This is a genomic window from Photobacterium sp. TLY01, from assembly GCF_021432065.1.
Lineage (GTDB): Bacteria > Pseudomonadota > Gammaproteobacteria > Enterobacterales > Vibrionaceae > Photobacterium > Photobacterium halotolerans_A.
Map to the genome: position 1 here is coordinate 966,420 of NZ_CP090365.1, position 23,632 is coordinate 990,051.

The following is a 23,632-nucleotide window of genomic DNA, read 5'->3' on the forward strand; positions in this document are numbered from 1 at the left end:
AGACCATGATGAACTCAACAAAAGCTGGACCGGTAATTGGCGTTGTATGCTGCAAAAAATCACTGGAAGGCTATGGCATTCAAAGTGTTAATGAGTTCTATCTTCATGCGATTAAGCAGTTCGGTGCCAACCCAGTACTGTTTCCGGCGGGTTCTACTGCTGAAGAAATCAAGCAACTGATTGGCTTAGTCGACGGTGTACTGCTGACCGGCAGCCACTCAAACGTTGCACCGGCGCGTTACGGTGCAGAGCATGACGAACCAAAGAAAGATGAAGGCCGGGATGCCTTGTCATTTGCACTGATAGACACCTGTATCAAAGAGAACGTGCCTATCCTTGGTATCTGCCGCGGATTTCAAGAGATGAATGTAGCGCTTGGCGGATCACTGCACCCGAAAGTGCATGAAGTTGAAGGCTTTAACGACCACAGGGAAAGCCCGCTCAATGACATGGTCATCAAGTATTCACCGGCTCATCCGGTAAATATTTCTGACAACGGCACCTTCGCTGAGTGGTTGGCACCGCTGGATAACATTGAAGTGAACTCTCTGCACGGCCAGGGGGTTAATCAATTGGCGCCGAGTCTTACCGTGGAAGCGGTTGCACCGGATGGTTTGATTGAAGCCTTTAGTTTACAAGCGCATCCATTCTTCATCGGTGTGCAGTGGCACCCAGAATGGCAAGCGACTGAAAACCATTTTTCACGAATTTTGTTTGATCAGTTTATGATATCGGCTTCAAAACGAAGGAGCCTCTATGATGGAAACTGACTCAATTGGTAAAAAAATCGCACAGCTAAGAAAAGAATACAAATTGTCTCAGCGTGAACTGGCAGAAAAAGCCGATATCACCCACAGCGCTATCTCGTCAATTGAGAACAGCAAGGTGAGCCCGTCCGTCAGTTCATTACATAAGATAGTGAAAGTGTTTGATATGTCCTTGTCTGAATTTTTTACACAAGATCAGGCATTTGATGAGCGTCCGGTGGTGATTAAGCCTGATCAGCTCATTGAAATGGGCAACGAGCAAGTTTCAATGAAATTGGTCTGCGACGGCCGCAAAGACAGACAAATGGGCTTTTTGATTGAGGTCTACCAGCCTCATTCGAGCACAGGACTGATCAGCATCAAACACGAAGGTGAGGAAAGCGGCACGGTACTCGAAGGTGAAATAGAACTGGCGCTGGGTGACAAAACTTATGTCATCGGCGAAGGGGAAAGTTACCTGTTTGATACCAGTATTCCTCACAAGTTTACCAACAGAACGGACAAACTTTGCCGGATTGTCAGCGCACATACCCCGGCAAGTTTCTAACGTCCCAACCCCGAAAGGAAGGCGTATGAACACTCAACAGCAATGGATCGCACTTAAGCAGCGGATAGACATCGAAGCCAGAGCATTCATCCATGGTGAATACCAGGATGCCCAAAGCGGCCAAACTTTTGCCGTAATCAACCCGGCGACAGATGAGCATCTTGTTGATGTTGCCCGCTGTGATGGAAAGGATGCAGCAATTGCTGTTGAGATGGCCAGAAGTGCCTTTAACCGCGGAGACTGGCAAAACCAGAGTCCGGCAAAACGGAAAGCCGTATTACTGGCGTTCGCTGACCTGATCGATCAGGAGCGCGAAACCCTGGCCTTGCTGGAAACCCTGGATACAGGGAAACCGATCAGTCACAGTTACAGTACTGATATTCCAGGCGCTGCCGCGGCCATTCGCTGGTACGCAGAAGCTGTTGACAAAACTTACGGCGAAGTAGCGCCTACGGAAGTCAATGTCCATGCCTATATCACGCATCAGCCTATTGGTGTTGTGGCGGCTATTGTGCCCTGGAACTTTCCACTCTGGCTGGCGTGCTGGAAATTAGGACCTGCGCTAGCGGCCGGAAACAGCGTGATACTCAAGCCATCAGAAAAATCACCGTTAACCGCCATTCATCTTGGCAAACTGGCCAAACAAGCCGGCATTCCGGACGGTGTATTCCAGGTATTGCCGGGATTCGGGCATGAAGTGGGCGATGCTTTAGCGCGCCACGAAGATGTGGACTGTATTACGTTCACCGGTTCCACCAGAGTTGCGCGCCAGCTGATGATTTGTTCCGGCGAATCCAACATGAAACGTGTCTGGGCCGAAGCGGGCGGAAAAAATGCCAACATCGTGTTCGCCGATTACAAGAATCTGGACAAAGCCGCGGCGGAAACCGCATCGGGCTGCTTCTATAACCAGGGTGAAGTCTGTGTCGCAGCAACGCGCTTGCTGGTGCACGAAAGCATTAAAGATGCGTTTGTTGCCAAAGTGATCGCAGCATCACACGCCTTTACTCCGAAAGATCCGCTCGATCCGGCTTCGTCGATGGGCGCACTGATCGATCAGGAGCACAAAGCCAAAGTGCTGGACTATGTCGCCAAAGGCCAAGCGGCCGGTGCCAAAGTGCTGTGTGGCGGTGATGTTGCAGGACAAGGCGCTTTTGTTGCCCCAGTGGTGCTGGATGATGTCAGTAATGACATGGCGGTTGCCCGTGAAGAAATTTTTGGTCCTGTGTTGTGTGTGATCCCGTTCAGCACAGAAGAAGAAGCGATTGCGATCGCCAACGATTCCCCCTACGGACTGGGTGCCGCGCTATGGACGTCCGATCTGGACCGTGCACACCGGGTTGCCCGTCAGCTTCAGGCGGGTTCGGTCTGGATTAATAACTACAACGAAGGTGACATGACAGTTCCGTTTGGCGGCTTTAAACAAAGCGGCAATGGTCGGGATAAATCACTGCATGCCCTGGAGAAGTTCACAGAGGTGAAAACCACTTGGCTTCGTCTTGAGTCGTACTAAAAGGAGTTTACTGTGATTAATCATACCGGTTCTTTCTACGCCGCGACGGCGAACTATACGCGAGAGTTTCCAACGCTCACTGACAATATCGAATGTGATGTGTGTATCGTGGGTGCGGGTTTCAGTGGTTTGTCTTCTGCGCTGCACCTGGCGAAAAAAGGCTTTAAAGTGGTGGTCCTCGAAAGTGCCAAAGTAGGCTTTGGTGCGACGGGCCGTAACGGCGGCCAAATTGTCAACAGCTATAGCCGCGATGTCGATGTCATCGAGAAACGTTACGACAAAAAGACCTCAGATGCGCTGTGCAGCATGATTTTTGAAGGCGGCGATATCATTCGCGACCTGATTGAAGAATTTAACATTGACTGTGATCACCGCCAGGGCGGTTTGTTCACCGCGGTAAACAAAAAGCAGTTTGAAGGACTGAAACACCATAAAGCCAACTGGGAACGTTACGGCAACAAGGAACTGACGCTGCTCGACAAAGCCGAGCTGCAAACTATGGTCGGTACTGACGTCTACGAAGGCGGTTTGCTGGATATGCGTGGTGGCCATATTCATTCGCTCAATCTGGCGCTGGGTGAAGCCGAAGCCATTATTCAGATGGGCGGACAGATTTTTGAACAGTCAGCCGTTACCCGAATCGAAAAAGGTGCCAAACCTGTTGCCCATACGGGCCAGGGCTCAGTCAAAGCGCAATATCTGGTACTGGCCGGCAATGCTTATCTGGGTGGTCTGGCGCCAAATATCAGCAATAAAGCCATTCCATGTGGCACACAGGTGGTGACTACCGAGCAACTGTCGGAAGCCCTGTGTGACGAGTTGCTGCCGCAGCGTTACTGCGTAGAAGACTGCAATTACCTGCTGGATTACTTCCGCATTACCGGCGACAACCGCATGCTGTTTGGCGGCGGCGTGGTGTACGGCGCCCGTGATCCGGCTAACGTAGAGAAACTGATCCGTCCGAAGATGGAAAAAGTCTTCCCTCAGTTAAAAGGCGTGAAACTTGACTTTGCCTGGACCGGTAACTTCCTGCTGACCTATTCACGGATGCCGCAATTTGGCAGTTTTGCTGACAACATTTACTACCTGCAAGGATACAGCGGCCATGGCATTACCTGTACGCATCTTGCCGGCAAGCTGCTGGCCGAAGCGTTAACCGGACATGCTGAGCGTTTTGATGCATTTGCGTCTCTGCGTCACTACGCCTTCCCGGGCGGGCGCCATTTCCAGGTGCCGTTTACGGCGCTTGGGGCCGCTTACTACAACTTACGCGACAAGCTCGCTATCTAAGGATTGGAAAAGGAAGAGAACAATGTCAAAGACAGTGACTTTTGCTTCAGTGCAGCTTTCGATGTCGTGGGATATCGATCATAACCTGAAAAAGATCAGCCAGGCGGTAAAAGAAGCCGCCGACAATGGCGCGAACGTTGTGGTGCTGCAGGAACTCTTTGCCGCTCCTTACTTCTGCAAAGAACAGGTCGCCAGGTATTTCGATCTGGCAGAAGAAACCGATAACAGCCCGTTAATTGATCACATGAGCCAGCTGGCGCGTGAATTCAATGTGGTCATCCCGGTGAGTTATTTTGAGCGTTCTGGCAACAGCTTCTTTAACTCTCTGGTGATGATCGATGCTGACGGCACCGTGATGGACAATTACCGTAAATCACACATTCCTGATGGTCCGGGTTACAGCGAGAAATTCTACTTCAGCCCTGGTGATACCGGCTTCAAAGTCTGGGAAACCCGGTTTGGTAAGTTTGGCGTGGGCATCTGCTGGGATCAGTGGTTCCCGGAGCTGGCACGCTGTCTGGCGCTGGCGGGCGCAGAAGCGATTTTCTATCCGACCGCCATTGGCTCTGAGCCGCAGGATCCGACGCTGGATTCCCGTGATCACTGGCAGCGCACCATGCAGGGACACGCTGCAGCCAATCTTGTGCCTGTCATTGCCGCCAACCGCACCGGTGTCGAAACCGATGATGGCATTGAAACCACCTTCTATGGTTCGTCATTTATTACCGATCATACCGGCAAGAAACTGGCCGAAGCGGGGCGTGATGAAGAAACCATCATTTATGCCACCATTGATCTGGAAGCGACAGCCAAAGCGCGCTACAGCTGGGGATTGTTCCGTGACCGACGTCCTGATCTGTACACACGTATCAATTCCCTGACGGGCAAGTAATACACTCGGAATTTAGAAAGGAAGACTGCCATGGAACGACAGGGCACCCCTTCAGAACACGGCTATTATTTCCCTGCGGAGTTTGCGCCGCAGGAACAGGTTTGGCTGGCATGGCCGGAGCGGCCTGATAACTGGCGTGAGTCTGCGAAGCCAGCGCAGCACGCTTTTACTCAGGTTGCGACGGCCATCAGCCAACATACCAAGGTCTGTGTGGCAGTCAGCCCCAATCAGTACCTGACGGCAGCACTGATGTTGCCGGAAGACATCGAGATCGTTGAAATGCCGCTCAATGATGCGTGGATGAGAGACATCGGCCCGACTGTTGTGGTGAACGCTCAAGGTGATCGTCGTGGCATCAGCTGGCAGTTCAATGCATGGGGCGGGGCAGTCGATGGTCTGTACGCGCCCTGGAATGACGACGATCAGGTGGCTGCGGCGATCTGCGACCACTTAGGGCTGGATTACTATCGTGCACCTTTCGTGCTGGAAGGGGGCGCGATTCACACTGACGGTGAAGGCACCCTGTACACCACAGAAGAATGTTTGCTGTCTGCCGGACGGAATCCGCATCTCAGCAAAACAGAGATCGAAGCGTGTCTGGCCGATTATCTGTCAATCAACAAGGTGATCTGGCTGCCGGATGGCTTGTTTAACGACGAGACCAATGGCCATGTCGATAATCTGTTGCACGTGATCGCACCGGGCGAAGTGGTCTTGAGCTGGTGTGACGATCCTGAGGATCCTCAGTATGCGATCTCTCGCCGGGCGCTTGATGTACTGGAGAGCAGTACTGATGCCAAAGGACGTCGTATCCGGGTACACAAGTTGCCGATTCCGGGTCCGCTATATTTAACACAGGAGGAAGCGGCGGGCATTGAGCCTTCAGGCGGCATGAAACGCGAAGCCGGTGAACGCTTGGGCGGCTCCTACGCCAACTTCCTGATGTGTAACAAAAAGGTGTTTTTGCCCTTGCTGGACTCAGCCTGTGATCAGCAAGCCATGGATATTCTGCAAGCGGCTTTGCCGGATTACCAGATTATCGGCATTCCGACCCGTGAAGTGCTGCTGGGCGGTGGCAATATCCATTGCATTACCCAGCAAATCCCCGGCGCACTTGCCAGTAAACAGGGCTGAAGGCCTGGTCAAATGAAAAGGTTTTATTATGCAGCAAATTAAGAATCGTACTCTGCTCGCCTTTGTTTGCGAGCCATCCGACACCTCACTGGCGGTGACCAATCCGGCTGATGGTGAAGTGCTGTGCCATATTCCGACTCAGACTGAAGCGGAAATTAACTCTGCGATTGAACGTGCAAACACCGCGCAAAAGCGTTGGGCGAAAACCAGCGCGAAAGAGCGTGCTGGGATCCTGCGTCGCTGGTTTGATCTGATTATGCAGAACCAGGACGATCTGGGCCGTCTGATGACCCTGGAACAAGGCAAGCCGCTGGCGGAAGCCAAAGGCGAAGTGGCCTATGGTGCCAGCTTTATCGAGTGGTTTTCAGAAGAGGCCAAACGCACCTATGGTGATTCGATTCCTGGCCCGACGACAGATAAACGCATCGTCACGATCAAGCAACCCATTGGTGTGGCCTGTGCGATTACGCCCTGGAATTTCCCGATTGCGATGATCACCCGTAAAGCGGCCCCCGCGCTGGCGGCAGGTTGTACCTTTATTTGTAAACCTGCCAATCAGACGCCCTTGTCTGCTTATGCGGTGGCTGAATTAGGTTATCAGGCCGGTATTCCGCGTGACGCGCTTCAACTGGTGGTGAATGCCTCGTCCAGTATGGTCGGCAAGGTATTCACCGGCAGTCCGCTGATTCGTAAGTTGTCCTTTACCGGTTCCACCGGTGTCGGACGTCTGCTGATGGCGCAATGTGCCGACAGCATTAAACGAACGTCGATGGAGCTGGGCGGCAATGCACCATTCATTGTGTTTGACGATGCCGATATTGATCTGGCGGTCAAAGGTGCGGTGGCTTCTAAATTCCGCAATGCCGGTCAAACCTGCGTGTGTGCCAACCGCTTTTACGTCCAGAACGGGGTTTACGATGCATTCGTTGCCAAATTCAAAGCTGAAGTTGAAAAGCTCAAAGTGGGCAACGGACTGAATGAAGGCGTGACGATCGGCCCTGTGATTGATGCATCGGCCAAAGAGAAGATCATGCACTTAACAGATCACACGGTTGCTCAGGGTGCCAAACTGGTCACGGGCGGACAGCAACTCGATGGTTTGTTTGTGCAGCCGACCATTCTGGCAGATGTCACGCATGACATGGATATCGTGCAGGAAGAAATTTTTGGTCCGATCGCGCCGGTAATTCGTTTCAGCACGGATGATGAGCTGATCGACATGGCAAACGACACCATTTATGGCCTCGCTTCTTACTTCTACAGCCAGAACATCAACCGGATCTGGAAAGTGGCTGAAGCACTGGAATACGGCATGGTGGGGATCAACGAAGGCATGATTTCAACCGAAGTTGCTCCGTTTGGTGGAGTGAAACAATCCGGTATCGGGCGTGAAGGTGCCAAGCAAGGCATCGACGAATACATGGACATTAAATACCTCTGTTTTGGCGGCATTCAAGCATAAGGAAGGGAAGTGATGAGCAATCAAGCATGGCAAGCACGTAAGCAACAAGTGATCGCACAAGGAATGGGCAACCTGAATCCGCTGTACGTAGAAACTGCAAAGAATGCCGAAATCTGGGATATCGAAGGCAATCGTTATATTGATTTTGGCTCAGGGATTGCGGTGAATAATACCGGCCATTCGCACCCGCGTATTGTCGAAGCGGTGAAAGCGCAGCTGGATAATTTTTCCCATACCTGTGCCATGGTTACGCCATACACCTCTTTTGTGGAACTGGCGGAGCAACTGACAGAACGCGCCCCTGGCAATACAGCGAAAAAAGCCGTCTTTCTGACCACAGGCGCAGAAGCGGTCGAAAACGCCATCAAAGTGGCCCGTGCGCACACCAAACGAAGTGGTGTGATTGCATTTAAAGGCGGTTTCCACGGCCGGACCAATATGACCATGGGTCTGACCGGCAAAGTTGCCCCTTATAAAGCCGGTTTCGGCCCCTTCCCGGGGGAGATTTATCATGTGCCTTACCCGAATGCGTTCCACGGCATCAGTATTGAAGACAGCCTGCAGGCGATTGACGATCTGTTCGCCTGTGATATCGAACCATCGCGTGTGGCTGCCATTATTTTTGAACCTGTGCAGGGTGAAGGCGGTTTTTATCAGGCGCCGCCGGCGTTTGCTCAAGCGCTGCGTGAGCTGTGTGACAAACACGGTATTCTGCTGATTGCCGATGAAATCCAAACCGGTTTCGCTCGTACCGGCAAAATGTTTGCTACTGAATATCTGGGTATTGAACCAGACATGATGACCATGGCAAAAGGGATTGCCGGTGGTTTCCCTATCTCTGCGCTTGTGGGTAAAGCCGAGATCATGGATGCTGCAGGGCCAGGTGGCTTAGGCGGCACCTATGCCGGTTCGCCTCTGGGATGCGCTGCAGGTCTGGAAGTGCTGAAAATCATTGATGAAGAGCAGTTGTGTGAGAAAGCGCTGAAAATCGGCGAAGTCATGACCAGCCATTTCCGCTCGCTGCAATCTGATTTCCCTGTGATCGGCGAGGTACGAAATCTGGGCGCGATGATTGCCGTCGAGTTCGTTGATCCGCAAACTGGGGCACCCATGGCTGATCTGACCAAATCCCTGGTGGCTCTGGCACGGGAAGAAGGTGTGATTCTGCTGTCTTGTGGCGTAAAAGGAAACGTGATCCGCTTCCTGCCGGCGCTGACGATTGAAGATGAGATCCTTGCCGAAGGCATTGAAAAAGTGAAAAAAGCACTGGCGGCATTGGTGTAAATTCACATCTCTGGATTTGAGTTAGTAAAAAGGGCATACCTGAGTATGCCCTTATTTTTTAAATTAAATCTGCCGTGTTCCATTGTTTCTTTGATGATTCAGACCCGCTGCTGAATCTGTCAAACGTTGGTCACCAATACACCAATGGCGTTTTGTTCGTGATAAATCGAGTGGTGAGCCGGGTCATTGGCATAGTCCTGAAGGGCATGCCTTGCCGTTGCGCTATATCCGATCGCGACGACCCATCTTGAACCGGGGTTCGGCGCCGGATAATGTACGATTTTATTCATGTCCTGCTGAGCCGAGACAAGGAGGGCAGCACCTGCGTTCGTTGCACTTTCAACTTTCAGTTCAATCGCATACCTCCCATCATTATCCTGAGCCAGTGCATCTAAGCGCCAGTTTCCATTGGGCGGCGGATAAGGCACTTCACGAGTGGCTTGTATGCCAGCCTGACGGAAAAGAAGAATCAGTTCGACTTGCATCCATATTTCCCAGGCAGCACCGGTTGTAATGGCTTCTGTGATTCGCGCTGAATCATTGAGAATCATATAAGCTAAATTTTGGTTATTCATGATTTACCTTCCTGATAATTGAATGGAAAGCGGTTCACTCAGACTTATTGGTCCAGTGTGATGAACACGCACAGGGTAAGGTTATGCTTTCTCTTAAAAGCCGCCTTTTATCGGCTCACAGAAAACTTTCTCAGAATCATTGATTAAAAAGGGGAGTAAGAGCAGCTCCCCAGAATGGGCTGAAAGGGGTGTCAGCGGTGAATAAAAAACAGGCATACCTGAGTATGCCTGATGAAAAGCGTGTGTTGCGTCTGAACAAGCGTGATTTATTTAAACTCTGCTTTGCGCATCCGGTTCAGGACTGCCATCACATCGACAACACGCGGCTTGGCTAAATCACCATAGTTCGGCATGCTACGGAACCATTCTTCCTGCAGCATCTTGCGGAAGGCAGTCACAGGTTGCTTTTCCCAGCCTTTGATTTGCGCGAGCTGACACCACAGCCAGCCGATAGTATGTAGCTGGCTGGCATCGGCAATTTGCTCTAAGGCCTGCAGATCGACAAACTCACGGCCAAAACGCAGACTTTGTTTGTTCTTGACCTGAATACGAAACTTGCCTTCTTCCAGCTGCGCCTGAAGTCCGGAGCGGTTCAGCTGACGAACACGCGGCTGTTCAATGGTATCACTGCCTTCCGGCTGGCGCTGTGTCGGGTGCGATTGCACGATGATTTTGGCTTTCGCAGTGACATCAACCGCTTCATAGTTGTGCATCTGGATTACAGTATCAGCAACATCCAGATAGTCACCGGAACCGCCCATTACCAGCATGACAGACACATTCAGGTGATTGCGCAGCAAAGCAATGCGATCCACAAGAGGCGTGATCGGCTCATCTTCTTTCGCAATCAGCGCCTGCATGCGCTCGTCACGGATCATAAAGTTCGAAGCGGACGTATCTTCATCAATCAACAGGGTTTGAGCACCAGCCTCCAGCGATTCCTGCAACCAGGCTGCCTGCGAGGTCGAACCTGAGGCATTTTGCGTGCTAAAGCAGGTAGTATCTTTACCCATAGGCAGGTTATTGATGTAGGGCGACAAATCGACGCTGTGAACGCAGCGGCCATCTTCGGCACGAATTTTACTGGCGGTCTCATCGGCAACCACATATTCGCGGCCATCCCCCGGGACATGATCATACACAGCATTCTCGACTGCATTCAGCAGGGTCGATTTGCCGTGAAAGCCGCCACCGACAATCATGGTAATGCCGGTGGGGATGCCCATACCGCGTAGTTTGCCGGCATGAGGTGCATCTAGTTCAACAGCCAGGCTGTCCGGACTGATGAAGGGCACTGCGTCAGGCATCGGCTGTTCGCTGTTACCGGCAAGGCGTGGCAGTACGCTGTGATCGGCTACGAAGGCAATCAGGTTTTTCTCTTTGAGTTGCGCGCGCAGTGCTACCTGATCTTCAACGGTTTCACAATGGCGACGCAGATCGTCCATCGGCAGTTCACGTGCAATCGTCGCACGACGAATAATTTTCGGCAGCGTAAAGGTCAGCAGGTTGAGTGTTTTCTTGGCAATGATGGTGCGGCCATCTGCAGGGAGATCAACTCGGAAACGTAGTTCAATGGCATCGTCATCGAAAACGACAGCAGTGCGATCCAATACCGCCTGTCCCGGACGATCGATCTGAATCTCATTCACTTCTTTGGCCAGATCGGCAAACTGACGGGCGATAAAATCACGTGCCGCACGCTGATAATCTGCCGACTGCTCTTTCAGCCAGGCCAGATCCGTGAGTGACCACTGGCGCCGGGCGCGAACACGGGTTGCGGGCGCGAACGGATCCGACTGAGGGATATCGATAAAGAAATCGTAATCAACAAAGTTGTACTGACCCCGCAGGCTGGAATAGCTGCGGTAATTACGACGGTCAATTTTTTTGAGTCTGGCTTCTAGTAAGTCCATGGTCACTCGATATCACTGGCAATAAACATTGGGGGCAGGAGTGTACACCAAAGCACAGTTATGTGCATGTTATTCGGTGATCCAGCTCCCGCTTATCAGGCATTCCAACCTTAGTCTAATTGTTCACGTACCGGGTTTTCGTCACTGTGATGAGAAAAGAGACTTTCCACGCGATACAAGGAGTCAGTATGTTGGAAATGGCATCAAAATCGGCCGAATGGCTATTGCTGCTCAGCGGCGTGATCCTCATCTTGACCAGCATGGTGCAATACGGACGCCGCACCCGCAACTGGGGTGGGGTGATGACGATGTTCTACAAGCGCGTCAGTATGACAACGGTAGAATTTAAGTTTTACCGTGCCGGGGTGGCCGCTGTCATTCTGGCGATCATCCTCAGAATGGTGAATCTGGTTTTCTGGCCATAATCGTGGTGGCGCTGAGCGCGCAGGTATAAAGCGAAAACTTGCCAGATGATGTGATTTGTCGCACACTTGCCGCCCATCAAGACTCAGACAAAATAAGGCGGGTATTATGGCCTCTACCGCAGCAGCATTGCACATTCTGGTAAAACACAAAGAACAAGCTGACGATATTTTGCAGCAACTGAAGAAAGGCGCCAAGTTCCAGACGCTGGCAAAGAAATACTCGACTTGTCCATCCGGTAAGCGCGGCGGCGATCTCGGTGAGTTTCGCAAAGGCATGATGGTACCGGCATTCGATAAAGCCGTATTCACCGGCAAAGTGCTTGAGCCGATCGGTCCGGTGAAGACCAAGTTTGGGTATCACATTATTAAGGTGCTGTATCGTACTTGAGTTTTTATGGCCTCTTTTGAGGGAGTTTGTTTGTCGCGCTTGAGTCTGAAGCATCCCTTCGCATTGTACTCAGCGCGCCAGGTACTCTTTTCCAGCAAAAAGAGTACCCAGAAATGCCTTTTTGTTCTCTGGTGTGGTCCGGTCGGTTGTAGGCGCTCCCGACGCCGATAACCTAAAAATTCGTCCTGAATTTTTCCCTGATTTTGTACCATCAATATATATCACCAAGTCGTCATTCCCGCGACAGGCGGGAATCCACAAAGCGAGTGCGTTTTTGGTGGCTGGGTGAGTATGTCGCGCATTGGGTTCTGTGGTTTATTTGACATGGGTTGATGCGCGCCAGGTACTCTTTTAAGGCAAAAAGAGTACCCAGAAATGCCTTTTTATTCTTTGGTGTGGTCCGGTCGGTTGTAGGCGCTCCCGGCGCCGACAACCTAAAAATTCGTCCTGAATTTTTCCCTTGGGGAGAGGCAAGCCTCAAACTTTTCATTTCTGCTTTATAGCACACGCCAAATTCTATTAAAATTAAATATAATTCAATGGCTTACTGTAATTTCCGCGCAGGCGGAAATCCATGCAGTGTGTGCAATTCTATAGTTTCTCTTTATTGGGTAAGTGAGCGATGTCGTTTTTCTCACAAGCGTATATGTCGTTGATTTTTGCGGTAAGTCATGAAATAGAAAAAATCAAATAATATCAATTGGGTAGCATCAGGCGATTGAGTAAGATATACGACATGATGTCGTGTATATTACTGATAGATCTATCTGGTTGAGCGCACTTGGTTCAATATAATCAATCACTTAAGTTATTCCTGATTGAAAGAGTTATATGACAGAGTTATACGACATGGTGTCGTTGAATAAAATGTTATACGCTGGAGTACGGAAGTGGAAGAATTTCAGTTAATTATTAGAGATTGCAACGTGTTAACGGTTGACGCTGAGTTCATGCGATCTCCGCGTAATATTGCTGCAATAGCTCTCTTTGATCTTTGTCATGAACATGCAGAGTCAATTGATATCTTATGTGACTTAGGCAGACATTCCTCTTCTGCTGCTTTATATCGTTCATGTGTGGAAGCGTATATACGTGGTAGCTGGGTATTGAATTGCGCAAGTGATGAAGAAGTCTCAAACACATTAAATAGTAACAAGAAGGGTAAGTCGTTAAGTACTCTGGTCGATGAGTTGATTATGGATTCTCAAGACTATAGCTTTTTAACTCGTTATGCCAAAAGTTCACTTAAAAATATACTAGATAGTTTGTCACATGGTAAAAGTACTCAAATCGCCTACCGGTTTGACGGAGAAACTATTGGGTTTAAAAATGACCCAGAGGTTATAGAGTTACTTGTGCGTGAAGCATGCCTATTTACTCTTCTATCTCATGCTGCAATAGCTCAGATCGCGCAAGACGAAGCTATGGGGAAAAAAGTCACGGAACTCCTTGAGCGCATGCATAAATGCGTATAACAAACTGCTTAAGCCGGACTTGGACCTCACCCGCTTTAACGGACACACCTCGATAACGTAGAGAGGTGAGCCATGCCAGCTTACAAAACGGGAAAGCGAACCCAGCAGTACAGCAACGACTTCAAGATAAAAGCTGTTCTCTGGAGCCATGAAGAACACCGGAGTGTGAAGGAAGTTGCGGAAGCACTGGACATCCATCCCTTCATGTTGTCTCGTTGGCGCAAAGAGTATCGAGAAGGAAAATTCGGCATGACAAAACACCGTAAGACCCCGGCGCCCGAAGGCAAGCTGCAAGAGCAGGATGAGCTGAAGCGTCTGAAACGGCGGGTCGCTGAGCTTGAGATGGAGAACGATATCTTAAAAAAGTGGCACCGTTTCCAGGCGGAGGAACGGCGCAAAAGTACCGATTCATAAAGCATCATCAGGCATCGCTGCCGGTCAGGCAGCTTTGTGCCAGGCTCCAGGTTTCGCGCAGCGGTTACTACGATTGGCTCAAGCGGCAGCCAAGCCAGCGGCGGCAACAGGATGACGCACTATTGCTTGATATCCATCGTATTCACGCGGCTTCAAAGTCACGTTACGGCAGTCCGAAAGTACACCGGGCTCTACGTCAGGAAGGCATTCGCGTTGGGGTTAAGCGCGTGGCACGACTGATGCGGGAAGCCGGACTCAAGGCCAGAGTGGAGTGTGTTTATCGACGCATGCACAAACGCCGGGCAGAGCTGAAAGTACTGCCCAACTACCGGTTGGAGGAAAGCAAACCGACGGGACCCAATCAGCAGTGGTCAAGTGACGTCACCTATATCCGCCTGGGCCGCCGGCATGTCTTTCTGGCGGTGATAGTCGACTTGTGGTCACGTAAAATCGTGGGTTGGGCACTAGATGACAAACTCAATGCGCGATTGTCGACCACGGCCTTGTCCCGGGCGCTGAAGCAGCGAAAACCACGACCGGGATTACTGCTGCATACCGACCGGGGCATAGAGTTCCGCGCCTTGATGATGCAGCGCTGGCTGACTCATTATGGCATTCGTCACAGCATGAACCGGCCAGGTAAGTGTACCGATAATGCGGAAGTGGAGTCGTTCTTCAAGACGCTAAAGGCTGAGCTGATCCATGCCAGCAACTTCGGTTCACTCGAATCGTTGAGGAAACAGGTGGATTACTACATCCGGTATTTTTACAACAGGGTGCGGCTGCACAGTAGCCTCGATTATGTATCTCCGATACAGTACGAGAAAGCCGCTTAACAACAATGTGTGTCCGTTTTATCGGGTGAACATCAACTGCCAACGCTCGGCGGTTTTACTTCTGGTTGGGTTTGGTGTTTACGGTGGTTTGTTTGAGTTTTGTGGCATGTTGGCAGCCACTTAGCAGCGCGTTAGCAATCAGGAGAAATAATGAGCATCAATATCAGAAAAGCAGAAATCAGTGATGCGAAGTCAATCAGTGAATTGATTTTACCTTTAACAGCAAAATATGTTTGCCCAACTTGTGATGCGTCTGTCCACGATATTTTGCTCGATTCAATGTCAGAGGAAAGCATCGGCAAATATCTATCCACAAATTATGACTATGTTGTCGCAGTAACAACGAACAATGAAGTGGTCGGTGTGGCTGGGATTCGAGACAACTCACACTTGTACCATCTATTCGTAGACGATAATTTTCAAGGTAAAGGACTTTCCCGAAAATTGTGGGAAACAATTAAAAAAAGAAGCAGTAAAAAACGGGAATAGAGGTGCCTTTACTGTTAACTCTGCGGTAAATGCGGAAAACGTTTATTTGCGTTTCGGTTTTAAACGCACAGAAGGAATCAGAAACCGTCATGGAATGGTTGATATTCCAATGATGTTTGAGTCTGATTGCTAACAAACGCCGTAAGAGGGACTGTCAACGCGTGGCGTTTCCAGTCCCATTGAGCCGCGGTGGTGATGGTTGTTGTGTTTGAGTTTAGCGGTATGCGTTGCCAGCCCCTTAGGCGGGCTACATGGACTCCCCCGGTTGTCAACAACAGCGTCAGGTTCTATAAGGTTTGGGACTGCCGCTTTACATTCGGTCTGTTGATTGGCATTGATGCCATGACCCTGATGACCCTGCTCGGTTGAGGTTCCTCATTCGTTAGAAGGCATCAAACGTGCCCGCCGCATTATCAGGTTTTCCCGCAAAAGGTCTGAACCTTATATCATCATTGGCTGTTGCAATGATCCGGTGAAGCAATTGATTCCGCTGTACAAAAACATGCTCAATTTTATATCAGTTGATACTCAGTCTCGTTTCTCAATAACGACCAAATGATTCGGGCGTTATTGGCTGCGAGCGCGACAATCGCCCGTTTGAACCCTCGACGCTCGACCAGACTTTTGCACCACAAGCTGAGTCGGTCAGTTTTATCGCCGAGACTGGCGATAACAGCACGTGCACCATGAACCAAGAGTGTCCGCAGATATCGGTCGCCTTTTTTGGTAATTCGTCCGAGCCTTGGCTTACCACCGGTTGAATACTGGCTGGGAACCAACCCGAGCCAGGCGGCGAAATCCCGTCCTTTATCGAATTGCTCACCTTTGCCGATACTGGCGATGACGGCTGTCGCTGTAATGGGTCCAATGCCTGCCACCTTCATGATTTTCTTTGCTTGGCGGCTGCGAGAAACCAGCATATCGAAGCATTGTTCTTGGTCTGCAATACGTTGATTCAGAATGAGCAAGTGCCCGAAACAGTCTGAAATGATCGCTCTGGCGAGATCAGGGAGTGGGTTGTCACCATCTTCAAGCGCTTCGGGGATAGCGGTTTGTAATGCGTGGCGTCCTTTCGGCGCGATAATGCCGAACTCAGCCAGCATGGCGCGAATTTGATTCAGTAATGCCGTTCGTTCATGGACCCAATGATCACGCGCACGATGCAGGAGCAAAATCGCTTGCTGGTCGGCCGATTTGATCCGGACGAAGCGTGTTGAAGGACGGATGACAGCTGTGCAAATGGCAAAGGCGTCATTGAGATCATTTTTGGCACCGGTTCTGAAAGGTGCCACATACTTCGACGCCATGATCTTTGGCGTATGGCCGAGCTTCGCCAGTTCTCGGGCCCAGTAATGAGAGGCACCGCAGGCTTCCATACCGATAATTGCGGGTGGGATATTAGCAAACGTCTCAAGGACTTTTGACCGCGTTATTGTTTTGTGGATCAACACCTTGCCTTGATGATCTTCACCGTGGATACTGAAGCTATGTTTGGCTAAATCAATGCCATAAATAGAATGTGACATGGTGGCCTCCGGTAGTTGCAAGATAAGACTTACCAAGTGTGGCAAAGCCTGATGAGGGGGAGTCCATGTCATTCGTTATGTGGCAAAGAGGAAATATGGAAATTTCATTACTAGCGGATTGTCCGTCTGAAGCACCAAAAATAGCTAAGTGGTATTACGATGAGTGGGCGAGAATGGCTCCGAATGTAACCGAAGAAATGGTGCTCGAAAAGGTCATCGAAAAGTCAGTAAACCGAAACCAAATCCCCTTGTCATTTGTTGCTCATATTGACAGTGAACTCGCTGGTGTTTTAGAGCTCAAAGTTCGTGAAAACAAAAATTATCCAGAGTACGAAAACTGGGTTGGTGGTGTATACACAAATCCAAAGTATAGGGGTAAGGGTATCGCCAGCAAGTTACTTGAATCAGCAAAAGAAAAAGCAATCGATATTGGTGTTAAAAAGCTCTATCTGCAATGTGAAAGTTTTAATGTTTCCCTGTACTTAAATCATGGTTTTAGCGTTTTACACCAAGCGCAGCATCATGACATAGAAACAACTATTATGGTGTGGGAAGCTGCCACATAACAAACGCCTCAAGAGAGACTGTCAACGCTTAGCGTTTCCAGTCCCATTGAGCCGCGGTGGTTATAGTTGTAGTGTTTGGGGTTAGTGGTTGTGTGTTGTCAGCCCCTTAGGCGGGCGTTATAGCGCAAGGTAAAAATGAAACCTATCGTTGATTTAATTAGAAAAGATCCTATTCGACTTGAAGCACTGGAATGTGTTTATCAGCTTGAATTGCCTGAATGCTATATAGCCGCAGGTTTTGTACGAAACCTTGTTTGGGATTTCTTACATCACAAAGTAAAGCTGACGCCATTAAATGACATTGATGTCATTTTTTTCGATGCCAATTGTTTAGATTCAGATTATGAAAAATCACTTGAACTCAAGTTGTTGGAGCAAATGCCCCAGCTCAATTGGCAAGTAAAAAATCAAGCCAAGATGTACTTACAAAATGGCGACAACCCTTACCAAAGCACATTGGATGCCATGAGCTATTGGCCTGAAAAAGAAACGGCGGTGGCTGTAAGAAAAGTCGAGCACGACGATTACGAATGTATATCAGCCTTCGGTTTTGAGAGTTTATTTCAAGGTCTCATCTCACATAATCCTAGGCGGGCATATGAGACCTTCGAAAATCGAGTAAAGTCAAAAGGTTGGTTGGCTATGTGGCCTAACTTGAGAATTGCGCCATAACAAACGCCTCAAGAGTGACTGTCAACGCATGTCGTTTCCACACCCATTGAGCCGCGGTAGTTATGGCTGTTGTGTTTGAGTTTAGTGGTAGATCGTTGCCAGCCGCTTTAGGCTGGCGTTATAAGCACGTGCAATTGTAACCCTCCCTACTTTAATGGCAGCCTAAATTAGAGTTTTTCCTGCTTTCGTACCTTGCTAAGTATTCCCACGGGGTCAGATCATCAAGGGCATCATGAGGGCGTTCATCGTTATATTCCTTCATCCATTGTTCGGTTAACTCTCGAACTTCACTCAGCGTTTTAAAAACGTACATATCGAGAAGTTCTGTGCGATAGGTTCGATTAAAGCGCTCAATATATGAGTTCTCAGTGGGTTTTCCTGGTCGAATAAATTCAAGTTCAACTCGATTTTCTTCGGCCCATTCGGCTAACGCTGTGGAGATAAATTCTGGACCATTATCCATCCTGAGTTTGCCGGGCATCCCGCGCCACGCTGTGATACGCTCCAAAACCCGGATGACTCTTGGGGCTGGTAAATTTAAGTCCACTTCGATGGCTAACACTTCGCGGTTAAAATCATCGACAACATTAAACGTACGAAAACGTCTGCCGCAAGCCAGAGCGTCACTCATAAAATCAATCGACCAACAGCCGTTCACCCCGTCAGGACGTGCCAGCGTGACTGGCTCCCGTTTCGGTAACCGCTTTTTTCCTTTGCGTCTCATATTGAGCTTGAGTGAGCAGTAAACACGGTAAACGCGCTTGTGGTTCCATGGATATCCCCAGCGTCTGAGAACTTTAAATAACTTGCCAAAACCATAAGCAGGATATCGCTCTACGGCTTCTTGCAACTTGGCGATGACCTCATCATCTCGATGAGGGTCTGGTTGATATCGATAGACAGAATCACTGATGCCAACTGCGCGGCAGGCCATTCTGAGACTGACCCGAAATTGCTGACGAACATACTCCACGAGTTCGCGTTTAACCGCTGGCTTTACAGCTTTTTTTCCAGAATATCTTTCACAATACGATGCTCAAGGCTGAGGTCAGCGAACATCTGCTTGAGTCGGCGATTTTCATCTTCAAGCTCTTTCAGCCGCTTCACATCGGACGCTTCCATACCACCATATTTCGATTTCCAGTTGTAATAGGTAGCGTCAGAGATACCGTATTCACGACAGACTTCGTTGACCTTACGGCCAGCCTCCACTTCCTTCAGGATCTTCACGATCTGTGTTTCTGTGTAGCGTGATTTTTTCATCATGCGTTCTCCGTTTATTTCAGTGTAAACGGAAAAGCTCTAATTACTAGCGACATGTTTTTCGGGGAGGGTTACACCATCATGGACAATTTACATATTCTTGGTATCGATCTAGGCAGACATACTTTTCACTGTATCGGACATGACAAGCATGGGCATGAGGTGTGTCGTAAGAAATTCAATCGGGCTCAACTGCTTTTATGGCTCTCTAATTTACCGCAGACAACTGTGGCATTTGAGTCTTGCGGCGGCGCGCATTGGTTAGCCCGAAAATGTGAAAGTTACGGGCACGAAGCAAAACTCATCCCACCTCAATATGTAAAGCCTTATGTGAAATCAAATAAAAACGATTTCATTGATGCGGCGGCGATTGCTGAAGCTGCATCCCGTCCATCAATGCGCTTTGCTGCCGTGAAGTCAGAAAACGCCCAGATCATCAGTACCATAAATCGAGCAAGAGAGGCGTATATCAAAGAACGTACGGCGACCATGCTCAGAATTGGTGGAATTCTTGTTGAATTCGGACTCAGTCTTCCCAACGGTCATTCAACGATGAAAAAGTTATTTCAATGGATTGCAGAGCAAAATCAATCACTGCCTCAAGCTTTACTCTTGGAGTTAAAAGAACTTCACGAGCACTACCTGTACCTCACTGAGCACGTTCAGAAGCAAGAACAGAAATTAATCCAAATGACCTCTGATAATGAAATCGGTGAATTGCTTATGACTATCCCTGGTGTTGCTCATATCACAGCGAGCTCATGCTTGGCTGAGATTGCCTCTCCGGGAAATTTCAAGTGTGGCCGTGATATGGCAGCATGGATAGGATTGGTTCCGAGACAGTACTCTACAGGTGGGAAAACCACATTATTAGGGATAAGCAAGCGGGGTAATAAAAAACTCAGAACATTATTTATTCATTGCGCCCGTGCTGTCTTATCTAAGCCAGAAACAACGGGAAAATGCTTCGAACCCTGGCTCAGTAATCTGAGGGCAAGCAAACCTTTTAATGTCGTTGTTGTCGCACTGGCTAACAAGTTAGTGCGGATCGCCTGGGCTGTGATGAATTCACACCGAGCGTTCAACGCCAACAACCTTGCTTGCTAATAAACTCATTCACCCATTTTGCAATGACAATGATGACGATAACGGTACATCGGCCAGATAGATAACCTGATGGCACAAATAGCACTGAGATGCTTGTACTCTTTTAAGGATTATCTGGCGCAGATATCATCGTGGAGCTGGAATGCGAGAGAGCTTCCAAGAGAGACTCCGAATACATTAGCGCAAACCACTCCCGTTAAAATTGTAGTTGCAAAAACGGGGCGGACCATACATTGTGCCAGCAAAGAGTAACTGGCGCGCATCCTGCGGTGCTGAGAAAAACACCGAACTCAAGCGCGACATGCAATCCGCAAGAATTGATGTCCTTTTAAAGTGGTTCGTGGATTAACACCTTGCTTTGGTGATCTTCACCGTGGATACTGAAATTATGATTAGGCTAAATCAATGCCATAGACAAAATGTGACATGGTGGCCTCCGATAATTTCGTAGTCAGACTTACCAAGCGTGGCAGAGCCTGATGAGGGGGAGTCCATGTCATTCGTTATATGTTTTTAGCATTGGAGAAATTGTGGAAATTTTGATTGAGCAGGAAATAGCCTTACATCAATACGAAACTAGGCAAAATCTTGATGAAGTAACAAGGTTACTTCATCCGAGTTTCAAAGAGGTTGGTCGTTCTGGACGTACTTTTGGCTATGCATCTATCGTAGAAATGATGCAAAGTGAAGAGCCTTCACGTGGTTATATTCACTCACAGGAATACGATTGTATTCAGCTGGAGCCTTACGTTCAGTTACTTTTGTATAAATCTGCTTGGGTATCTGAAACGGGCGAGATCGGAGCTTTTTCTAAGCGCTCTTCTATCTGGGTGTTCACTGGGAAAAATTGGCAAATGAAATACCACCAAGGAACGCCATGCCCAGAATTTGAACTTGTGTAATCTTGATTTGGACAAAAGATAATTTGCTGGCCGAGTTATCCGCAACGCAGGGTATTTCGTTAAGCATCCTGTGAACATGAGCGACGAAGAATACATCGTGAAAAACGCAAGCGTGCCGTAGATGTTGCAAGCGCAATCCTTAATGGTTCTATTCATTACATTGACGGTGCAATTGAGTTGTCTGCTTTGCGGTTTGAGGTGTGGAAGTAGAAATAGACGTCTAACAAGCGAATGCGCCGGCGTGTTGAAGCGTGAGATTTGCGGAATATCGGTAAGGAGATAAAAATTGAGCAATATGTTAGAGGAAGGGAAAGAGATCTTGTCACAGCAATCTTTCAGTTTGCTTTTGGGGGCAAGGCTGGAAGTTTTTGAGGCAGGCACTGCTGAATTGAGCCTTAAGATGAGAGATGATCTCAAGCAAAACAATGGATTTGCGCATGGTGGTGTCGTTAGCTATTTAGCTGATAACTGTATAACCTTTGCCGGAGCATCAGTACTGGGAAGCTGTGTCACTTCAGAATATAAAGTGAACTATGTCAGGCCAGCCATCGGAGAGAGATTGGTTGCCCGGTCGACAGTATTATACTCAGGAAAGCGTCAAGCTACCTGTGAGTGCAAGGTATATGCGAAAACAGATAACGAAGAAAAACTGGTTGCGGTTTCTCTTGGAACAATCAACAAGATTGATGCATGTAAATTTAACCAAGCCAAACACAGCGACGCCTTTTCGTTGCACGACAAAGCCGCACGTGATGGCGGCTGATAGCTCACGTCAGATGACAGGGGAGATAAAAATGTTAAATGTCCATCCTTTCGTAATTGCAAAAATTACTCCTAAGACAGAATATTTTGAACAAGCTAAAGGTGAATTATTGGGAATGCTTGAGGCCACAAGAAATGAGGTGGGGTGTATCCAATTCGAATTGCATGAATCAGATTGTGGCAGATATATTTATCTTTATGAAGAATGGAAGAACAAAGCTGCATTGGAAAATCATCATCAAGAACAACATACTCAATCGGTCGCTCAAAAATTCGAGAACTGGCTGGCGGCTCCAACGGAAGTGGCGTTCATGACTAAGTTAGCATAATGAACTTAAGCATGATTCTTAACATTGAATTGATAGGTTCGCCTCTGTTATTGAAAATTCGAAGAAACCCTGTTTGGGATGTATTTAAACAGAAGCATTGAGTCGTTGGAGCCAAAGTGACATTGAAGGCATTTCTGGTTACGCTTTGTGCCAGCAAAGAGTAACTGGCGCGCATCCTGCGGTGCTGAGAAAAACACCGAACTCAAGCGCGACATACAATCCGCAAGAATTGATGTCCTTTTAAAGTGGTTCGTGATCAACAACTTGCTTTGGTGATCTTCACCTTGGATACTGACACTATGTTTGGCTAAATCAATGCCATAGACAAATTGTGACATAGTGGCCTCCGGTCATTTCGTAGTCAGACTTATCAAGTGTGGCAGAGCCTGATGAGGGGAAGTTTGTGTTATTTTTATGTGTAAGAGGTATGGATGAAAGGTTTTAAGTTGGTGTTGTTATTTTTATTGCCTGTTATTATCGTAGGTAAAGAATATCTCCCTAGCTTTATGGAAAATCAGCAATTAGAAGACTTAAAAGAACAGTTTCAGAGTCTTTTATTTGATCAAGATAGCAAAGTAAAAGTTACTTCAATAAGAATGGAAGATAACGTTATAGCGCTAAAGGTTAATGTTTTAAATGTGGAGCTAAACGAAAAAAATAAGGAATCTATCTCCCGAAACTCGAGGGAATTACTGCCTGGTAAAATATGCAATAGTGCAGGGTTGAGTGAATGGTTAGCGAATGGTAAGTGGATTTCAATTGATGTCACAGCTAACGGAACCAAGGCTGTAACTAATGTTAGAGTTACTTACGAAAATTGCACATAACAGACGGCTCAAGAGTTACTGTGACTTGAACCCGATGAAGCGTGAAAATCGCTACACAAATTGCAGCGATGACATGAAGATCATTGATTGCCTCCACTCTATTTTAGTTTTAGGAAAGACGAGCCAGTATTAGAAATTTCACAGATGATGCGAAGTAATCGGTTCAGTATGAATCTCCATTCTTTGTTAGTGCTATTCGCCGCATTGTTCTGTGAAGGACTCTCTGTTTATCATTTTATGGACTTAAAAGCATGGCGTGAATTGTTTATTGTAA

General features: G+C 48.5%; 26 protein-coding genes. 22 read left to right on the forward strand and 4 right to left on the reverse strand.

All coding sequences use genetic code 11. The annotated features are described in order from the left end of the window. The first annotated feature begins 5 nt into the window (after nucleotides 1–5). The 8 genes from LN341_RS20050 to gabT are packed head-to-tail and all read left to right on the forward strand — an operon-like array spanning nucleotide 6 to nucleotide 8,889. Entirely contained in the window at nucleotides 6–770 is a 765-nt protein-coding gene (locus tag LN341_RS20050; protein WP_234205452.1) for a gamma-glutamyl-gamma-aminobutyrate hydrolase family protein, read from the forward strand. Further along, entirely contained in the window at nucleotides 760–1,314 is a 555-nt protein-coding gene (gene puuR / locus LN341_RS20055) for an HTH-type transcriptional regulator PuuR (protein ID WP_027251152.1), read from the forward strand. Before LN341_RS20050 ends, puuR begins: the two co-directional genes overlap by 11 nt. Before the next feature lie 25 nt (nucleotides 1,315–1,339). Then, nucleotides 1,340–2,827 (forward strand): aldehyde dehydrogenase, encoded by a 1,488-nt coding sequence (locus tag LN341_RS20060; protein WP_234205454.1) that lies wholly within the window; start codon nucleotides 1,340–1,342, stop codon nucleotides 2,825–2,827. Between the two features lie 12 nt (nucleotides 2,828–2,839). Next, nucleotides 2,840–4,117, forward strand: a complete 1,278-nt coding sequence (locus tag LN341_RS20065) for an FAD-binding oxidoreductase (protein ID WP_234205455.1) — start codon at nucleotides 2,840–2,842, stop codon at nucleotides 4,115–4,117. Nucleotides 4,118–4,139: 22 nt separating this feature from the next. Beyond that, nucleotides 4,140–5,009 (forward strand): N-carbamoylputrescine amidase, encoded by an 870-nt coding sequence (aguB, locus tag LN341_RS20070; RefSeq protein ID WP_046220810.1) that lies wholly within the window; start codon nucleotides 4,140–4,142, stop codon nucleotides 5,007–5,009. 30 nt (nucleotides 5,010–5,039) lie between these two features. Next, nucleotides 5,040–6,143: an agmatine deiminase gene (gene aguA / locus LN341_RS20075; protein ID WP_234205457.1), complete on the forward strand. Its 1,104-nt coding sequence runs from the start codon at nucleotides 5,040–5,042 to the stop codon at nucleotides 6,141–6,143. Between the two features lie 28 nt (nucleotides 6,144–6,171). Beyond that, nucleotides 6,172–7,605, forward strand: a complete 1,434-nt coding sequence (locus LN341_RS20080; RefSeq protein ID WP_234205459.1) for an NAD-dependent succinate-semialdehyde dehydrogenase — start codon at nucleotides 6,172–6,174, stop codon at nucleotides 7,603–7,605. A 12-nt stretch (nucleotides 7,606–7,617) separates the two neighbouring features. After that, the gene (gene gabT / locus LN341_RS20085) at nucleotides 7,618–8,889 is read left to right on the forward strand and encodes a 4-aminobutyrate--2-oxoglutarate transaminase (RefSeq protein ID WP_234205460.1); all 1,272 of its coding nucleotides are present in this window, start codon (nucleotides 7,618–7,620) and stop codon (nucleotides 8,887–8,889) included. Nucleotides 8,890–9,008: 119 nt separating this feature from the next. Here gabT and LN341_RS20090 read toward each other — a convergent pair whose 3' ends face one another. Then, the gene (locus LN341_RS20090) at nucleotides 9,009–9,464 is read right to left on the reverse strand and encodes a hypothetical protein (RefSeq protein WP_046220814.1); all 456 of its coding nucleotides are present in this window, start codon (nucleotides 9,462–9,464) and stop codon (nucleotides 9,009–9,011) included. Between the two features lie 266 nt (nucleotides 9,465–9,730). Beyond that, the gene (locus LN341_RS20095; RefSeq protein WP_234205462.1) at nucleotides 9,731–11,377 is read right to left on the reverse strand and encodes an ABC-ATPase domain-containing protein; all 1,647 of its coding nucleotides are present in this window, start codon (nucleotides 11,375–11,377) and stop codon (nucleotides 9,731–9,733) included. A 188-nt stretch (nucleotides 11,378–11,565) separates the two neighbouring features. Between LN341_RS20095 and LN341_RS20100 the strand changes: the two genes are divergently transcribed. The 7 genes from LN341_RS20100 to LN341_RS21825 all read left to right on the forward strand — a co-directional run bounded on the left by LN341_RS20100 (nucleotide 11,566) and on the right by LN341_RS21825 (nucleotide 15,537). After that, complete coding sequence (locus tag LN341_RS20100; RefSeq protein WP_234205463.1) at nucleotides 11,566–11,802, forward strand: hypothetical protein; 237 nt, start codon at nucleotides 11,566–11,568, stop codon at nucleotides 11,800–11,802. Nucleotides 11,803–11,908: 106 nt separating this feature from the next. Next, nucleotides 11,909–12,190 (forward strand): peptidylprolyl isomerase PpiC, encoded by a 282-nt coding sequence (ppiC, locus tag LN341_RS20105; RefSeq protein WP_234205465.1) that lies wholly within the window; start codon nucleotides 11,909–11,911, stop codon nucleotides 12,188–12,190. A gap of 890 nt (nucleotides 12,191–13,080) precedes the next feature. Continuing rightward, nucleotides 13,081–13,665 (forward strand): DUF5677 domain-containing protein, encoded by a 585-nt coding sequence (locus LN341_RS20110; RefSeq protein ID WP_234205468.1) that lies wholly within the window; start codon nucleotides 13,081–13,083, stop codon nucleotides 13,663–13,665. Between the two features lie 72 nt (nucleotides 13,666–13,737). Beyond that, nucleotides 13,738–14,079 carry a transposase gene (locus LN341_RS20115; protein WP_234205471.1) on the forward strand — a complete coding sequence of 114 codons (342 nt, stop codon included), beginning with the start codon at nucleotides 13,738–13,740 and terminating at the stop codon, nucleotides 14,077–14,079. Next, nucleotides 14,031–14,915 carry an IS3 family transposase gene (locus tag LN341_RS20120; RefSeq protein WP_234205473.1) on the forward strand — a complete coding sequence of 295 codons (885 nt, stop codon included), beginning with the start codon at nucleotides 14,031–14,033 and terminating at the stop codon, nucleotides 14,913–14,915. The genes LN341_RS20115 and LN341_RS20120 overlap by 49 nt, the downstream gene beginning before the upstream one ends. Nucleotides 14,916–15,065: 150 nt before the next feature. After that, complete coding sequence (locus tag LN341_RS21820; RefSeq protein ID WP_255783136.1) at nucleotides 15,066–15,404, forward strand: GNAT family N-acetyltransferase; 339 nt, start codon at nucleotides 15,066–15,068, stop codon at nucleotides 15,402–15,404. Continuing rightward, the gene (locus tag LN341_RS21825; protein ID WP_255783153.1) at nucleotides 15,331–15,537 is read left to right on the forward strand and encodes a GNAT family N-acetyltransferase; all 207 of its coding nucleotides are present in this window, start codon (nucleotides 15,331–15,333) and stop codon (nucleotides 15,535–15,537) included. Before LN341_RS21820 ends, LN341_RS21825 begins: the two co-directional genes overlap by 74 nt. A 379-nt stretch (nucleotides 15,538–15,916) precedes the next feature. Here the strand turns inward: LN341_RS21825 and LN341_RS20130 are convergent, their stop codons facing one another. Continuing rightward, nucleotides 15,917–16,930, reverse strand: a complete 1,014-nt coding sequence (locus LN341_RS20130) for an IS110 family transposase (RefSeq protein ID WP_234205475.1) — start codon at nucleotides 16,928–16,930, stop codon at nucleotides 15,917–15,919. A 95-nt stretch (nucleotides 16,931–17,025) separates the two neighbouring features. On the opposite strand from LN341_RS20130, the gene LN341_RS20135 reads away from it, so the two are divergent. Together LN341_RS20135 and LN341_RS20140 are read left to right on the forward strand one after the other, a co-directional pair. Continuing rightward, nucleotides 17,026–17,496 (forward strand): GNAT family N-acetyltransferase, encoded by a 471-nt coding sequence (locus tag LN341_RS20135; RefSeq protein WP_234205476.1) that lies wholly within the window; start codon nucleotides 17,026–17,028, stop codon nucleotides 17,494–17,496. A gap of 135 nt (nucleotides 17,497–17,631) precedes the next feature. Further along, complete coding sequence (locus LN341_RS20140) at nucleotides 17,632–18,168, forward strand: nucleotidyltransferase family protein (RefSeq protein WP_234205478.1); 537 nt, start codon at nucleotides 17,632–17,634, stop codon at nucleotides 18,166–18,168. 151 nt (nucleotides 18,169–18,319) lie between these two features. On the opposite strand, the gene LN341_RS20145 is transcribed toward LN341_RS20140, so the two are convergent. Further along, nucleotides 18,320–19,431, reverse strand: a protein-coding gene (locus LN341_RS20145; RefSeq protein WP_234206602.1) for an IS3 family transposase whose coding sequence is annotated in 2 segments (ribosomal slippage) — nucleotides 18,320–19,179 and nucleotides 19,179–19,431 — 1,113 coding nt in all. Because the reading frame shifts where the segments join, the coding sequence is not laid out codon by codon here. A gap of 81 nt (nucleotides 19,432–19,512) precedes the next feature. On the opposite strand from LN341_RS20145, the gene LN341_RS20150 reads away from it, so the two are divergent. The 5 genes from LN341_RS20150 to LN341_RS20170 all read left to right on the forward strand — a co-directional run bounded on the left by LN341_RS20150 (nucleotide 19,513) and on the right by LN341_RS20170 (nucleotide 23,358). Further along, nucleotides 19,513–20,538 (forward strand): IS110 family transposase, encoded by a 1,026-nt coding sequence (locus LN341_RS20150; protein ID WP_234205480.1) that lies wholly within the window; start codon nucleotides 19,513–19,515, stop codon nucleotides 20,536–20,538. Between the two features lie 530 nt (nucleotides 20,539–21,068). After that, nucleotides 21,069–21,440, forward strand: a complete 372-nt coding sequence (locus tag LN341_RS20155; protein WP_234205482.1) for a DUF4440 domain-containing protein — start codon at nucleotides 21,069–21,071, stop codon at nucleotides 21,438–21,440. A gap of 295 nt (nucleotides 21,441–21,735) precedes the next feature. Next, nucleotides 21,736–22,203 carry a PaaI family thioesterase gene (locus tag LN341_RS20160; RefSeq protein ID WP_234206604.1) on the forward strand — a complete coding sequence of 156 codons (468 nt, stop codon included), beginning with the start codon at nucleotides 21,736–21,738 and terminating at the stop codon, nucleotides 22,201–22,203. A gap of 31 nt (nucleotides 22,204–22,234) precedes the next feature. Further along, the gene (locus LN341_RS20165; RefSeq protein ID WP_234205483.1) at nucleotides 22,235–22,531 is read left to right on the forward strand and encodes a putative quinol monooxygenase; all 297 of its coding nucleotides are present in this window, start codon (nucleotides 22,235–22,237) and stop codon (nucleotides 22,529–22,531) included. Between the two features lie 431 nt (nucleotides 22,532–22,962). Next, nucleotides 22,963–23,358, forward strand: a complete 396-nt coding sequence (locus LN341_RS20170; RefSeq protein ID WP_234205485.1) for a hypothetical protein — start codon at nucleotides 22,963–22,965, stop codon at nucleotides 23,356–23,358. The last annotated feature ends 274 nt before the right edge of the window (nucleotides 23,359–23,632 follow it).